We start from the raw sequence: 14,694 nt of genomic DNA, 5'->3' as shown, positions 1-14,694 counted from the left end.
TATGAGGATATAGAAACGGAAATGACTACTCCGAAAATTGGTGGCATATAAGTCAACCAAAATAATTTTAAGTGTCGTATCAAATCTATTTTTAGAATGATACGACACTTTATTTTGTTTTTGATGTTCAAATTTTTAATATGGGTAAAGTATTTATCACATCTACTGTTTGACAAGAGAGCATAATTACCGACAGAAGCAGGTCAAGGATATAACGGGGTTGTTCATGTTCTCGTGACCAGTCGTTTGGATCATTTTTGATTTGGGACGCTTTATCAATGGTGATGGCATAGCGTTCCATTATCCATTCAATTACGGATTTGCCATTAACGACATATTCGTATGCTTTGAGTGGAATGTTCTCAATGGCAATATGGTCATTATAGATAATGCGTGTTTTATCAGCAACGAGCTTTCCATTTTCGTCACGAACTTTGGCAAACTTTATTTTATCAACGGCAAAGTATTGGTAGTTTTCGTTTGTCCAGTTGTTTTGCCAAATGTCCATATCGCCATTTACTCTGACACCACAAGTACGATGGGCAATCATTGGCATTGCAGCGAAAAACAGATAATCTCCATCTTGTCTAACAGCCTGCTCGTTTATGTTTTGTTCGTAATTTAGATGCAGGTCGGCAAGTTCTTTGCCTGCTTTATAAAAAGACATAAAGTCTTGCACATTATCTACAATGGGGATGCGAGGCAAAGATTTCTTCAAGTCATCGACAAATCGTTCACGATATTGCCGGGAATGAAGTAGTCCATACACATAGTAAAAGATGTGTTCTTTAGTAATGGCTTTTGAACCTCCGAAACGACTACGGACTTCTTTCAGAATCCAGTCGGTTATTCCGTCCCGACGAATATATTTATCTGTTTCTGCATCATCAAAAAGTGTAGCTTGGGGATTCTTATTTTCTTCATACCAATAAAGAGGGAAACATTGACCAGCACCAATGGAACTCCTATCTACAATATGAGAAGTAATTGATACAGAAAACTCTTTTTGCCCAGCACTTCCATTTACACATATTGCAATATTATCATGACCTTTTGGAAAGAATGATGGCATCAAATACCTACTCCAGTTAAGTTCTTTATTGAAATAAAGATGTTGCTTAAAATAGGGACGGTATATTGCATCCACTATTGTTTTTGGCTCAAATTGTAGTTCTTTACCTTTTTGCGCATACTTAAATAAAGCTTCATCCCACTTTATTTTAGTTTCGTCTTTATCTACAAAATGTGACGCAACAAGATTATTATTTTGTCCTAACGCATTTATAAGGCGATTTGTTTCAGAATTATAAAATGATATGAGCTTTAGACAATTATCGGTTAATGTATTCAAATTTGAGTTGTACACCCATGACTCTCGATTTGTTATGACACCTGTTGAATAATTTGAAAATACAGAATTAGCATTTATATTCTTTTTCTTTTCAGGAACAAATGGAATCAGAGTGTCATATAGTCCACCTCTTTGATTTATCCAGTCTGCCTTTTCGTTAGGTGTGATAATTTGCCATTCCAATTTCTGCGAAGAAATGGAACGGAAGTCTTTTACCATTTTGAGTTTTTGTTCACGAGTAAGGTAATCACCTATATCGTGATAATGAATAACAGCTTTCTGTCCTTTCTTTACCGGATTCTTAACAAGGAAAGTAATCGTAATGGGAGTACGAGAACCGCTTCCAAAGATTTTTCCTCCTTCTTTACGCGATAGTTCGCCAGATGTACGTTGATTCCCCCGAAGATTTAGTACATATATGGAGGTAAATTCCTCCTCAAAGCAGCGGCGAATACCAGAACCTGCACTGCTATCAAGCCACGCACCATTACTAATAAATGCTACAACACCGCCTTCGTCCTGTGAAATACGGTCAGAGGCCCAACGAAAAGCCTTAATATAACTATCATACAAAGATTTCTTTAATGAAGCCTCGGTAAATTTTACATACGTATCTGCTATTCTTTTATCAAGATTTGGATATTGAAGGTTTTGAGCATCATCATGTGCAGATTTTTGTCCAATGGAATACGGCGGATTCCCTACAATCACCCTCACATGCGTTGCCATCTGTTTTTTCACTCGTTTGGAATTGTCTTGAAAGAACTCCGTGAAAAGTTCGTTGTGTTTCTTCTCTGCCAACTGGAACGTATCGGTCAGGCAGATACCACTGTATGGTAGGTAAGTTTTCCGATGGGTAATGTCATGGAATACCGATTCAATATTCACATCGGCAATATAATAGGCCAGCAACACAATTTCATTGCAATGGATTTCATTCTGATACTTACGCTCCATATCCTCAGAACGGATAAGGCCGGATTGCAACAAACGAGTAATGAAGGTGCCGGTTCCGGTAAACGGGTCGAGGATATGTACATTCTGTTCGGTTAAAGATGTCTTGAACTCTGCTTTAAGAATGTCATCCACTGAACGGATGATGAAGTCCACGCATTCCACCGGTGTATAAACAATGCCCAGTTTCTCTACGGTAAGTGGGAATGCACCTTTGAAAAACTTTTCGTACAGATTCTTTATAATGGTCTGTTTGCTTTCCAAATTGTCAATCCCTCCTACATTGGTCTTTACCGAACGATAGAATCTTTCCAGTACCTCGGTATCCTTTTCAAAAGCCTGTTCTTGCAAGAGGTCTATCATGCGTTGCATGGAACGGCTCACGGTGTTGTTATTGACAAACTGGTAATCTGAAAACAGAGCATCAAATACAGGTCGGGTGATGATGTGTTGAGCCAGCATTTCAATGGCTTGGGCAGCATCTACCGATGGATTAAGGTCTCGCTGTAATCCCTTTAAATACTCATTGAAAGCCTTTTTGTGTACGCCGGACTGAATAAGTTTGGAAATACGCTCAATAAATTTGTGCGCAATAAGACCGACCTCTTTTGCCCAATTCTCCCAATAAAGACGGTCACCGCATTTTTCTACCAGTTTGGCATACATACCATCCTGTATCTCACCAAAACGAAGTTCCAACTGTCTGGCAATTTCTGCATTCTCAATTTGTTGCGCTTCCGCTTCTCCGTCATTTGTACCCAATCCCGGTCGGCCTATGGTAACAGACGGTGTGTCTGTCTGCTTGTTCGGCTTCTGCTTGTTGAGAGCTATCTTGTTTACCATTGCGTTGAAACGGTCATCGTGTGAACGGAGCGCGTTCAAGATAGCCCACACCACATCGAATGTCTTGTTGTTGTCAAGAGCTTCCTCCGCCGAAATATCGGATGGCACTACAATAGGGATGATGATATATCCATACTTCTTTTCATCGGATTGCCCTTTGTGAAATGTACGCATCACGCGGCCAACCGACTGCACCACATCCACCTGCGAATTACGGGCAGAAAGAAACAATACGGCATCGAGAGACGGCACATCCACACCCTCGGACAGACAACGCACGTTGGTTACAACACGGCATTCACGTTCATTGTCCGACTCTTCCGCCAGCCATTGCAGGATTCCATTACGCTCCTGCGAGTTCATAGAGCCATCTATATGCCGTGTCGTTACTGAAACGGTATGCGAAAGGTTTTCTGAATCAAGATTTTCTTCGTATTTCCCGGATATTCTTGGAAGCACCGAAGCTACATATTTTGACGTTCCGGCTTTTGTTTCGTTGCCTATGGCTGAACAGAACGCCACGGCACGGCGCATCATGCGTGGGTCGGCATCCCATGTGCGATGGTCGTCGCCATGTATCATTTTTGACAATCCGTTTATTACCCCAATGAGCTTGGATGTGTCGTCAAAATTCAGTTCGGTGGTAGAATTGGTGATGTCTTGTTTTATGTTGGCAGGTACATCATCTTCGCTAACAGTAAGGACAAGCACCTTGTAATCCGTCAATAAGCCATTTTGAACGGCGTATGAGAAATTCACACGATAAAATTCCTCTCCATAAATGGCTTTATCATCCATCGAGCAGAGAATGCAATCCTTTTCCGATGCCTTTATCTTGGCAGATTCCCCATACAAACGCGGTGTGGCAGTCATATAAAGGCGTTTCCGACCTTGTACATTCTCATTGGAATGTATCTTGATAAAGTTGCTCTCATCCTTATCGGCTATTTTTACGCCGGTAGTGCGGTGTGCCTCGTCACAAATAATGAAATCAAACACGCCGTATTCTCCGTTTGTCTCGGATAAAATCTCCTGTTGAGCTGCAGAAACGGCATCTATGGATTGGTAGGTGGAGAACACGACTACCAAGCCGTCATGATCCCGATATTTCTTTAATTGGGATGCAATGGATTGTGGATTGGTGGATGCTGGTACGGCAAGGTCAACCACGCTGTCGTCCGTATCGTCAGATCCCTTGGTGGTTTTGCGTGAGGCTTTGGAATCGGAACAGATGCAGACAGCCTTAATGGGCTTCTTCGCATCTGCCGACCATGCGTTGAGCGACTGCCCCAACAAGGCGATGGACGGAACCATGAACAGCACCAAGCCTTTGTTGTCAAACAACTGTTCTGCAATGAGCAGCGAAGTGTAGGTTTTACCTGTACCGCAAGCCATAATGAGCTTGCCCCTCTCGTTGCCATCTGCCATATAATGAACGTATGCTTTTGATATGGCATTCAATTGGTGTTCACGAGGCTTCTTGCCCTCCACCAGTGCAGAATTTCCGGTTAGACCGTCCATCAGCTTTTGCCAGTCCACAGGAGATGAATCAAGGTCTGCCATACCGATGCGCGTAACAGGCGGTTCCTGGTTTCGGATAGCCTCTTCTGCATTAGTTCCCCAATGGTTTGTGGTTGAAATCCAAATACGATTTGAAAAACGGACTGTTTGGAATGTTACCTCGTTTGTGAACGTGCGGCTGGAAGTGGCGAGAAATGAATCTACAGCAGGTTTATCTATGATTGTATTCTCAGCATAGCATTTACACTGGATAGCCCAATAGTCACCCAATTCAGTTTTGGCCACAAGGTCGATACCTGTGTCATTACCTCCAAAATCGTTTCGCCCCGGAAAATCTTCCCATAGTCAGACCGATTCAAGCTCATTGTAGCGTGGGTCTGTTAATAACCATGAGCGCATCAGTCGCTCGAACTTTGTACCTTTTTCCTTTTCTGTGAATGATTCGGTACGAAATTTATGTAGTATTTCCTTGAAATTCATCTCTTGATAAGAGATATATTTCAAAGGAACGGGCTCTAATAATCAGTGTTATACTGGCAAAATCTGACGCATTTGCAAAACAGATTCTCACAAAATACCTCTCATATATCATTATAAATGAGGAATGAACACGGTATTTGAAATATTATGCGTACCTTTGCAATATCAACTATAACTCTTATCAAGAGATTCGTCTTTTCGCTCAACACATTTCACCATAAATATCCGGTCAAAAATCTTTCAGGATAAGGCTGTTTGCCTTGTCCACCACGCTTGTGTCAAGCGATGCGAGATAGATGCGCGTAGTCTCTTCCGAATCATGTCCCATGCCCTCGCTGATGACAGAAAGAGGGATGTTCTTGCTCTTGGCAACGCTCGCCCAACAATGGCGGGCAACGTGCATGGTCAGCGGTATGTTCAATCCTGCCAGACCGACAACTTCCTTCAACGCCACATTGATGCGGCAGATGGCATTACGGTATTGTGTCCGTTCATCGGAACAGGGGTTTGTAATTATCGGCAGGAGGTAACGGGTGGCCGTATTCTCTCTATACTTGGCGATGATGTCTTCCATGCACTTCTCCCACTTGACGGTGAGCTGCTGCCCGGTCTTTCTTCTCCGGTACGTGATGGTTCCGTTCTTCAAGTCCGATTTTTTCAGATAGGCCATATCAATGAATGACATGCCACGGGTATAAAAGGAGAAGAGGAACATATCCCTTGCATAATCCAGATGCGGTTTCAGAGTCAAATCAAGTTCCTTAATGTGCTTGATGGACTTCAATGGGATGGCGCGTTTTACCGTCTTCCCGATGCCCGTGTAAACGTGCTTGAAAGGATGCTTCTGTTCCGTCAGTTCCTCTTCCACGGCACGGTTGTAAACGGCACGGAGTATGCGCATATAAAAGGAAACCGTGTTGGGGCAGATGCCCTTGCCTTTGAGCCAGGCCTCGTAAAGCATCATGGTGTTGCCGTCTATCTCGCACAAGAGTATGTCCTGCCCCTCACGGAACTTCATAAAACTAGCCAATGCCGCCGTATAGGTTTCTGATGTGCGGACTTTGCCAAGCTGCTTCAACTGTCCTATGATGCCCTGCATGAAGCGGAACAGCGATTGTTCGCCCGTTTGCCTGTTGAATTTCTCGATGATACTGTCAGCGGAATAAATTCCTCCCTGCCTGTCGCATTGGGCGACTATGGCTTTCAACCGTCTGGTGTCCCAGTCGATATGTTCCGTCACTTCTCGGAGATACCGTTTCCTGTTTTCGCCGATTTCGGACAGGATTTTCACAGAGGAAGTTCTCTTGTCCCATTCCGTGTCAAATATGCGGTAGTCCGTCTTAACTTGGCGGACTATGCGCCCGTGGATTACCTGATAATAGATGCTGCCCTCCCTGCCGCTTGCGGTGGAAGGACGAAATTTCACTTTTATGGATGCCATTCACTTTATTTTTGTTGTTTGGATTGTTTTTCTTCTTCTCTCACTGTCTTGACCTGCCTGTTGAATATGACTAAAGTGGAATCCGCACCGACAACATCCACCAGTTTCTCGTAAGCTCCGACGGTCACAGCCAGTCCTGGGTGCAACTCGTTAAGCATGATTGTAGTCACATGGTGTTTGTCTGCAACCGTTCTCAACCGCCTGTTTTCTTCCCGGTACTCATGCCATTGTACCCAACTTACGGCAAACAGGGCAAAGAATACGAGCATACAACCAATACCAGCCCATGCGTAAGGGTTCTTGTGCCAGCCATCGGGAACTTTGCTCCATAACAGCCTTATTGTGCTTATTGCCTTGTCCGGGCGGATTATCTGCCATAGTTCCGATATGGAACTTTGCTTTTGGCGTGACTTTTCCGAAGTCAGTTTGTCATTCTCAATGTGGCTTGTCAGCCTTTCCAATATTTTGTTGAGCTGTTCCTTGATGGTGAGAACACCATGTTTGCGCATATCCTTCTCGTTGGCTTCGGTGTATAACCGCAGACTTGCTACCGCTTCATCACCTATTGATTGCTTGTATTTCTCGATGGCTTCCTTGCTTCCGAAAATGGCATTGACATTTTCCGGTGCATTGCCATTGAAGAACCGTATAACAGGCTCCAACTTCGCTTCCAGTCTTTTCAATGCCTCGTTCTTGTCCGGGCTATCCTTTGCGTCCAGTTTTTTCTTGATTTCCTCGATGTCCACTGCCAATGCCCCGATAAGGTCGGTTAAGTTCTGCTTGTTGTCCTTCATCTTTTTCTCCTCCTTGGTTTATGTTTGTCCTTTTCGTTGTCATTGTCTCCCCAGCCGCTTTCGTTTCCTCCACCTCCGCCACTGGATGAGACCTTGGCTTGGTGCGGTTGTACGCACAACTCCATGAGTGTGCCGATGGTCACTTGAACGATGTTTGAACCGGGTTCAGTAGGGATGCTTCCGTTGCCGTCCGCTTCCGCTTTGGCCGGTGACGGCTCTCTTATAAAAGTATCAGCCGTATTGTTGTGGAATCCCACATCCTGCCGAGTCGGTTGTGGCTGTTCTTGCACACGGGGCTGCCATTCCATGCCCTCGGCAATGTGGCTTCCGAACAGCTTGTCTAACTTATAAAAGCTCATGCTCCGGTCTATCCGTGAGCCGCTGAATGAGATTTCATTCTTCGTGAACGACACACCGATTATTTTACCTTCGTTCCTATTGTATTTGAAATTCACCCCGATACCCTGTTTTGCCAGCATGTCACACAAATCCGACCAGCAGTTACAACAGGGTAATGCCGCCTTGATAGCGTCATAGATTTGGTATTTCACCTTGTCCTTACCACGCAGGCGGTCACGTTTCACGTTCATCTTGCCCTTGGAGAAGTACAGTCCGTATTCCCTCGTGAGAGCTTTGCATACTTTTACATTACGCACATTATCGTTGCTGTCACTGATGGTGTTCCCGTCATTGTCCACCCTGTTGGCCACGATATGCAGATGCTGGTGTTCCCTGTCGGTATGGCGGCACACGATATACTGGGTGTTCGTTATACCCATGCGCCGCATATACTCACGGGCGATTTCGACCATCAGGGCATCCGTCAGCTTGGGTGTGTCCTCGTGTGCGAAGTCCAGCGAGATATGGTACACCGGATTTTTCAGCTTGCGTCCCGGTTTGTCGTCCGCCTGTCCCTGCATACTTCTTGCGATGGTGGCGTTGTCATCAAGCCTCACGTCCTTGCTGTCGATGAGCCTTGCCTTTTTCGGGTTGTTCACGTAGTTCACCACTCTGGCGAAACTTGCCCGTTTTTTCAAGTCGCCCATCATATCTTCCCGATGATTTTATTGAACTCGTCCAGCAAGTCCATGATTTTGCCTTTCAAAAGAGAAAAGCCCTGCTGGTGCGCCATCTTCGCTAGCTGGTTCAGGTTGTTGCATCCTCCCTCCAGCATCCTTATCTGTTGCCTGTCCTCCTGTGTCCGTGCCGCCTCGACTTTGCCATGTAACAACAGTTCGCGCAGGAAGTGTGACGGCTTCTTGCCTGCATCTGTTATCCGTTTCATGACCGCTTTCCATTCGGCAAGCGTGAGCCGTGTGGATATGGTTTTTGTCCGCGCCTTGCCTTTCACCGCCTTGGGGCGGCCACCCTTGTTTCTGTTCTCCTGATATGTCATATCCGTTTTCCTTTATCCGTTAAACCGTTCTGTTTTTTAGGGCTGTAATCCGGGCTTGCCGTTTCCCGTGTGGCCGGGTCGCCATTGGTGGCGTGGTTTTCGTGGACGAAAACATTAACTTGCCAGCCCTAAAAAATATCCCTTCTAAAACGCTGTCGCTTGCCATTTCTGCCGCTTCATTCCTGTGGATGTTTCCATTTCTGTGAGCCGGACAGAGTATTGCCATCCTCTAAAACAGGTGTGTTGCCGGCATCCACAACGGCATTTTCCACAGTGCTTTCCACTTCGCTTTCGGTTGTTGCTGCCGTTTCGGTTTCCGCTGTTCCTGTACCTTCTATAATAGGATTGGAACCGGTCAGATTCATGGACGGTAAGCCATCCGTTCCCTCTGCCGTTTCTTCTATCGGTTTTTTTTTCTTCTTCCTTGCCGAACTGCGGCGCAAGGTCTCTAATTGTTGCCCGTTGAAAAGGAAAATCCGTACCCCTTCGTATGCCTTGATTGTCTGGCGGTATGCCGGATTCTCGATGAGCCGCCCTGCTATCATCCACGACTTCACGCACACCATGTCTATGATGGAAGTCACGGGATTGGAATCAACACGGATTAGCCCGCGTTCCGAGAAATCCTCCAACAGGCGGGACACCGCCTTGCGCCAGATGCCCCATTCCTTGGCCAGTACCAGCATGGAGCTGTCCACCTGTCCGGGATGGACGGCATAGCCCAATCCCCGTTTGGTGCTCTGTACTTCCGATACTGTCATCTTCGACAAAAGGGAAAGAAGATAGGTAAGGTTGCATATCCCGTCCGTGCTCCCGTGCAGGAAGTACCATGCCTCCACGGACATTGCCATCTCCAATTTGTAGCACGGCAAAACAAGCTGCTTCAAATTCTTCATAAGCCTTGACGTTTTTTGTTGTGCGTCTTGTAAATTATCCCTTGGAGTTCTTGTCAGCCTTCCTGTTGGTCGCTTTCAGGCTCTTGATGCGGTCTATCTGTTCCTTGGGAAACAGGACACGCCGTCCAATCCGCTGTCCTTTGATGTGTCCTAACTTCTCGTGCCGCCAGATGGTCGCTATGCTCACACCCCATTTCTCCGCCAGTTGCCGGATGGTGTAATACTCCGACGTGTCCTGTGGTGCCCGTTCCTGCCGGTATTCCTCAAACGCACACCTCACGCTTGCGCCGATAAGCTGTTGAAGCTCGTCGCGCGATACCAGTACCATTTCTGTCTTATCTGTCATAATTCTCTGATTTTAAGTTCATGGCGGCAAAGGTAGAGCAATAATAAAACCTGTGAATTTGTGGTATTCTGTGAAATGACACCGCATGAAAAAAGCCGTCAAACAACTGGTGCTTAACGGCTTGTGGAAGTCTGTGGGTTGTGGTGAATTGTAGCCACCTGTGGGTTATGTCACTATTTTATCATGGGAAGCAGCTCTTTGAGCTTCGCTATAAAGGTTTTCTCCACGTTATACTTGGCGAGGCTTTCGGGTGTCAGCCCCATGGAACGGGCAGCGGATGCCCTGTAACCTTTCCAGTCCTTGAAGTATGCTTTGGACAGCAGGATGGCGACACAGCGCATCTTGCCCTTCACGCAACTGCCGTATATCATGGAATAGTCGGCACGCATGACGGCACGGAGGAAGTCCCGGTCGGAAACGGCATTGCCGTCCAATAGAGGCTTGCCTTTGTCGGAGCCGCTCTGTACGGTGAAAGTGGTAAGGAAACGGTACAGCCTTAAAACGGGAACCTGCGCGGTCGTACTGAACGCGCCGCCTTGCATTGTATCTGTGGCGGTAAAACCGGATGACGCTTCTTCCGTACAAGAGGGTATTGTTTGTGATGTTGCCGACTTGGACTCGTTCTCATGCAGCACGTTCCTCTTGACATATCCCATCGTCATTGCGATATGGAACATCTTTATTCCTGCGGACTGCGCTTTCACATCATCATTTTGGGGCAGCATGGAAAGGTGGACGGCTTCCGTAAAATATTCCGTGAAGAGTTGTGCCAAATCCTTGTCGTTGGCATTGACAATATACTCCTTGACGGCTTGGATTTTCGCCTTGTCCACTTTGGCAAGCATGGCATACATTTCTTTCCCTCTGTTCCCGTCTGAATCCTTTGCACACTTCCGTATGGTGGCACGGATGGTGTCGATGCAGTCGGTGGCTTCGGTACGTGTCATTGATTTGGGAGAAATATCAGAACCTTCCGGCGATACTTGCTCCTGTTCTTTTTCGGGAAAGAAGTATTGACTTATGACTTCCATACTCAGGTAAGCCACCCCTGTGCGGAAAGCCGCCTTGTTCAAGTCCGCATATTTGGAGCAGATACCGTGAAGCCTTTTCGTGTCATCGTGAAGTTCGACAAACTTCCGTGCCAACTCCTTATCCTCGTGCTCGGTGACATATTCCCTGATGCCGGCCAAAAGAAAAGACAGGGGCTTTAAGTTGTATCTGATGTTCCGGCAAATATCCTTGCAATCCGTTTCGTCACTGCCGGAAGACTTGTCGGCAAGCGATTCCGCAAGCTTCAGGCTCCCACTGATTACGTTGGACAGCTTGAACAGGTCGCTAATGATGTCAAACCTTGATTTTTTCATAAGCACCTTCTTATATTTTGATGATACCCTTGAAGTCCTTTAATGCTATGACGGCCTTTTCCTCCGCGTCCAGTTTCAGGTAGCGGCGCAGTTGCGCCTCGCTGCTGTGTCCGGTGATGGCTTGGATGGAAGGCAGAGGGACACCAGCCTTGTACGCGTTGGTGGCGAAACTTCTCCGGGCTGTATGGGAAAGGAGCATGTCGCAGAACCTCCTTCCCCGTTTGGGGTTGAGACGCTTCTCGTCAAAGCCGCAGTCGTGTGTCCAGCCGAGCAACAGGCCGATGGTCTTCACCAGCTTGTTCATTTCATTGGGATGAACCGGTGGCAGCTTGCCGTCATATTTGGCAAGTATGGCTCTCACGCGCCTGTCAACGGGGATATAGACTTTCTTCTCCGTCTTCTGTTGGGTGATGAGTATGAACTCCGTGCCGCCTATTTCCGTTATCACGTCCTCACATATCCTTGAATAGTCGGAAACGCGCTGCCCGGTCAGGCAGCCCACGATGAAAATGTCCCTCACGTGCTCCAGTGTCCTGATATGGGTGATGCGGCATTTGGAAAGTTGTGCCAATTTCTCGTCCTCGCTGATGTCAAGTGATTCCAGTCTCTTTTTCACAGCTTCCTTGGTGGAAAGGTCAAGGTTGAGCATTTCCTGTATCTGTTCCGGCGTGAGGTAGATGTTGTCCACCTCCTCCTTTTTCGGCACGAAGTCGGAATGACGGAAATCATCGCATTTGGTCAGCTTGTCCTCATAGGCCGCCTTTGCCACTGTGCGGACATCGGTCATGTACGAGTTGATGGCGTTGGGCATCAAGCCTCGTTCTTTCCAGTAACCGACAAGGCTGTTGCGTGTCTCCATCGTCATGTCATCCAATCCGAGTTTGCGGTGTGTTTCCTTTTGGTAGTTGCGAATCTGTTTTTGGATAATGCGCAGACCTTTTATATAGGCAGGTGATACTTTCACGGTACGGCCTTTCTTGGTGCGCCGTCCGGTTTCCATGTCTTCTATATAAGAGGTAAGGAAATCCTCGAACAGCATCCTGCCTTTGGGCTTGACCTCCACAATCTGCATCATTCCGTTGAGCACGTCGTGTTTCACGCTCTCGATGATGTTCTTGGCCTCCTTGGGGTTGAACCCGTCCGCTTCGAATGCCGCCTTTATCCTCGCGAGGACTTGGGCGAACTGCCCGTACTTTATTCCGATGCTTGACATCAGGGCTGACGAGGTGTATTGCAGGCTGCGATACTTTTCCCATTCAAGCTGCTTGATGGTGAAGCCCGTCACGACTTTCATGTTCGCCTTTCCGGTGCGCACACGGGCATAGATGGAACCGTAGTCCTCCTTTCCTGCCTTGGATGATTTGATGAAGATGAAATCCATACGCGATATATCTTGGTTACTGTGATGCAAAGGTACAAAATATATCCCGAAATATGGTATCAAATAGTACCAATATTTTCTAAAACAGTGAAATTTCGTGAGTATTCAAACCAAATGAAAACATCTGCAAATAACTGATATACAAAGATAACCTATAAAATGGAATTTCACTGAATATATTTAGTGGATAGTGGGCGATAAACCAAACTCTATCCCGTCTGTGAGGTGCACCGACGGAACAAGCCGGTATAAGTACCGGCTGGACGGAATATCCTTCGCGTTCAAGATCACGGCAAATGGTTTCAACAACATATTGCTGTCGTCTTTTAAATACAGGCTCACTCTCTCCGAATAGAGTGGATTGACTTCCCACTTCAGTCTCCTGACCGGGCTGTACCATCGTGAGGATGCCAGCAACGTTCTCACCAATGACCCAATCGGGCCTGATCTCATGTATGGCCCTGAGCATGTGAGGCCAGAGATAGCGGTTATCATCCGCTCCCTTTCTTTGGCCTGCGACGGAGAATGGTTGACAAGGAAAACCTCCTGTAAGGACATTGATTTTTCCTCTCCATTCCCTGAAATCTGTCGTTGTGACATCTGTATAACTTTTCGCATCTTTAAACCAGTAATTTAGAATGGTATTACAAAAATCGTCTATCTCGCAATGGAAGGCATTCTGCCATCCCATTCATTCGGCAGCCAGGTCTGGGGCGCCGAATCCACTAAACAGGGAAGCGTGTACCAGACGCTTCCGCTGTTTCTTGTCTTGCTCTTCTTCTTTCATTGTTTATTCATTATTTAGAGGTTCGAGGTTCATTACTTTTTTGTCGATCTTACGATAGATGCTCCCCATCTCCAGCATATTTTCCAATCGGAGCAGGTCCGTGATTTCATAGACGGTCATCCCTTTCTGTGTCGTGAAGCGGATATATCCTTTCTGTCGCTGTATCTCCACTTCTTCGGGAGTCATGTGCAGGACTTCACAGATTTCCTGCAAGGTCAGGGTAAGGCTTACTTCCTTAACTGTGTAGATGTAAGTCAGGATGTTCAGCATCTGGAGGCATTTGCGGTGTGATTTGACGAGTGCTGCGAATTTGTTTCGTTCTATGACGATTACTTTACTTTGATTTTCCATGTGAATTTTTATTTATGAGTTAATAGAATCGGATATGAAATCTTCGTTTAGACATTCTTCTCTCAGGAATTTATATACGTCAGAAGCCCAGAAGTAAATCTTGCCGCTGAGTTTGAAAAATGGGAGTTTCCCGGAATTACGCCAGCGGATCAGTGTCCGGTCGCATACTTTCAGCATCAGGCGCATATCCCGGCTGTCCAGCATTTGCTTACCGTTGAAACTGGTTACTGCTTCCAGAGCCGTTTCCAGCTTGGCAATCAGTTTTCGTTGTTCCTCAAAGTTGTCCTTTATCATTGCTTTGAGTATCTCAATATCATTTCTGTTCTCTTCCATACAATATTCCTTTGTTCTAATGGGTTATTTTTCTTTCTTCGGTTGCAAAGTTTTCAAAATTAGGCATGAAAAAATAGGGCTGACGGTAACCGCCAGCCCCACATTTTCCTTGTAACTCACTTGGTATCAATGTGAATTTTCAGAATATTTTTTCTTCATCAGGATAGAAAGGGGAATACACGCAATTCTCCTTCTTAAAAAAGAGACTGATAGAATGACAGAGGATATCGGATAAAAAAAGGGCTGACAATTAATTGTCAACCCTTCTATAAATATGCTATGATTAACTTGGAAGCATCAAAAACATTGCTTACCTTTGTGTTACAGAGATATTTGAAATTATGCAGAGCAATGCAATGTGTAGCTGAACTTCCACTACTATATCGTTACCTGCATCTTTATAAAAACACTTTTAATCGCTGATTTATAAAAGATTAAAACGAACTACACTCTTTT

At 45.9% G+C, this 14,694-nt stretch carries 11 protein-coding genes and 1 pseudogene; all 12 read right to left on the bottom strand.

The features are described from left to right. Positions 1 to 127 precede the first annotated feature (127 nt). The 12 genes and pseudogenes from NBH14_RS14545 to NBH14_RS14490 all read right to left on the bottom strand — a co-directional run bounded on the left by NBH14_RS14545 (position 128) and on the right by NBH14_RS14490 (position 14,238). Positions 128 to 5,149 (bottom strand): annotated as a pseudogene (locus tag NBH14_RS14545) (DEAD/DEAH box helicase). A 229-nt stretch (positions 5,150 to 5,378) separates the two neighbouring features. Next, entirely contained in the window at positions 5,379 to 6,590 is a 1,212-nt protein-coding gene (locus tag NBH14_RS14540) for a tyrosine-type recombinase/integrase (RefSeq protein WP_032584239.1), read from the bottom strand. A gap of 5 nt (positions 6,591 to 6,595) precedes the next feature. Next, a complete protein-coding gene (locus tag NBH14_RS14535; RefSeq protein WP_055170330.1) occupies positions 6,596 to 7,384 on the bottom strand; it encodes a hypothetical protein in 789 nt (262 codons plus the stop codon). Continuing rightward, positions 7,381 to 8,433 (bottom strand): relaxase/mobilization nuclease domain-containing protein, encoded by a 1,053-nt coding sequence (locus NBH14_RS14530; protein ID WP_032584234.1) that lies wholly within the window; start codon positions 8,431 to 8,433, stop codon positions 7,381 to 7,383. Before NBH14_RS14530 ends, NBH14_RS14535 begins: the two co-directional genes overlap by 4 nt. Further along, positions 8,430 to 8,780, bottom strand: a complete 351-nt coding sequence (locus tag NBH14_RS14525; protein ID WP_032584232.1) for a plasmid mobilization protein — start codon at positions 8,778 to 8,780, stop codon at positions 8,430 to 8,432. Before NBH14_RS14525 ends, NBH14_RS14530 begins: the two co-directional genes overlap by 4 nt. Before the next feature lie 176 nt (positions 8,781 to 8,956). Continuing rightward, complete coding sequence (locus NBH14_RS14520) at positions 8,957 to 9,676, bottom strand: hypothetical protein (RefSeq protein ID WP_062694783.1); 720 nt, start codon at positions 9,674 to 9,676, stop codon at positions 8,957 to 8,959. A gap of 34 nt (positions 9,677 to 9,710) precedes the next feature. Beyond that, positions 9,711 to 9,956 carry a helix-turn-helix domain-containing protein gene (locus tag NBH14_RS14515; protein WP_230583851.1) on the bottom strand — a complete coding sequence of 82 codons (246 nt, stop codon included), beginning with the start codon at positions 9,954 to 9,956 and terminating at the stop codon, positions 9,711 to 9,713. A 239-nt stretch (positions 9,957 to 10,195) separates the two neighbouring features. Next, positions 10,196 to 11,386: a hypothetical protein gene (locus NBH14_RS14510; RefSeq protein WP_032584224.1), complete on the bottom strand. Its 1,191-nt coding sequence runs from the start codon at positions 11,384 to 11,386 to the stop codon at positions 10,196 to 10,198. Between the two features lie 10 nt (positions 11,387 to 11,396). Beyond that, positions 11,397 to 12,767 carry a site-specific integrase gene (locus NBH14_RS14505; RefSeq protein WP_055170335.1) on the bottom strand — a complete coding sequence of 457 codons (1,371 nt, stop codon included), beginning with the start codon at positions 12,765 to 12,767 and terminating at the stop codon, positions 11,397 to 11,399. Positions 12,768 to 12,846: 79 nt separating this feature from the next. Continuing rightward, positions 12,847 to 13,458 (bottom strand): DNA cytosine methyltransferase, encoded by a 612-nt coding sequence (locus NBH14_RS14500; RefSeq protein ID WP_234093466.1) that lies wholly within the window; start codon positions 13,456 to 13,458, stop codon positions 12,847 to 12,849. Between the two features lie 99 nt (positions 13,459 to 13,557). After that, positions 13,558 to 13,905: a hypothetical protein gene (locus NBH14_RS14495; protein WP_004313787.1), complete on the bottom strand. Its 348-nt coding sequence runs from the start codon at positions 13,903 to 13,905 to the stop codon at positions 13,558 to 13,560. 12 nt (positions 13,906 to 13,917) lie between these two features. Further along, positions 13,918 to 14,238: a helix-turn-helix domain-containing protein gene (locus tag NBH14_RS14490; RefSeq protein WP_004308054.1), complete on the bottom strand. Its 321-nt coding sequence runs from the start codon at positions 14,236 to 14,238 to the stop codon at positions 13,918 to 13,920. Positions 14,239 to 14,694: the final 456 nt, after the last annotated feature.

It is taken from the genome of Parabacteroides caecihominis (assembly GCF_023656785.1).
Lineage (GTDB): Bacteria > Bacteroidota > Bacteroidia > Bacteroidales > Tannerellaceae > Parabacteroides > Parabacteroides segnis.
This window is presented reverse-complemented; position numbering and strand designations above follow the sequence as displayed.

Excerpts from the sequence above, each read along its gene's own strand:
- NBH14_RS14530 (WP_032584234.1), bottom strand. The coding sequence starts at position 8,433 with ATGATGGGCGACTTGAAAAAACGGGCAAGTTTCGCCAGAGTGGTGAAC.
- NBH14_RS14535 (WP_055170330.1), bottom strand. The coding sequence starts at position 7,384 with ATGAAGGACAACAAGCAGAACTTAACCGACCTTATCGGGGCATTGGCA.
- NBH14_RS14525 (WP_032584232.1), bottom strand. The coding sequence starts at position 8,780 with ATGACATATCAGGAGAACAGAAACAAGGGTGGCCGCCCCAAGGCGGTG.
- NBH14_RS14510 (WP_032584224.1), bottom strand. The coding sequence starts at position 11,386 with ATGAAAAAATCAAGGTTTGACATCATTAGCGACCTGTTCAAGCTGTCC.
- NBH14_RS14505 (WP_055170335.1), bottom strand. The coding sequence starts at position 12,767 with ATGGATTTCATCTTCATCAAATCATCCAAGGCAGGAAAGGAGGACTAC.
- NBH14_RS14495 (WP_004313787.1), bottom strand. The coding sequence starts at position 13,905 with ATGGAAAATCAAAGTAAAGTAATCGTCATAGAACGAAACAAATTCGCA.
- NBH14_RS14500 (WP_234093466.1), bottom strand. The coding sequence starts at position 13,458 with ATGGGATGGCAGAATGCCTTCCATTGCGAGATAGACGATTTTTGTAAT.
- NBH14_RS14540 (WP_032584239.1), bottom strand. The coding sequence starts at position 6,590 with ATGGCATCCATAAAAGTGAAATTTCGTCCTTCCACCGCAAGCGGCAGG.
- NBH14_RS14490 (WP_004308054.1), bottom strand. The coding sequence starts at position 14,238 with ATGGAAGAGAACAGAAATGATATTGAGATACTCAAAGCAATGATAAAG.
- NBH14_RS14520 (WP_062694783.1), bottom strand. The coding sequence starts at position 9,676 with ATGAAGAATTTGAAGCAGCTTGTTTTGCCGTGCTACAAATTGGAGATG.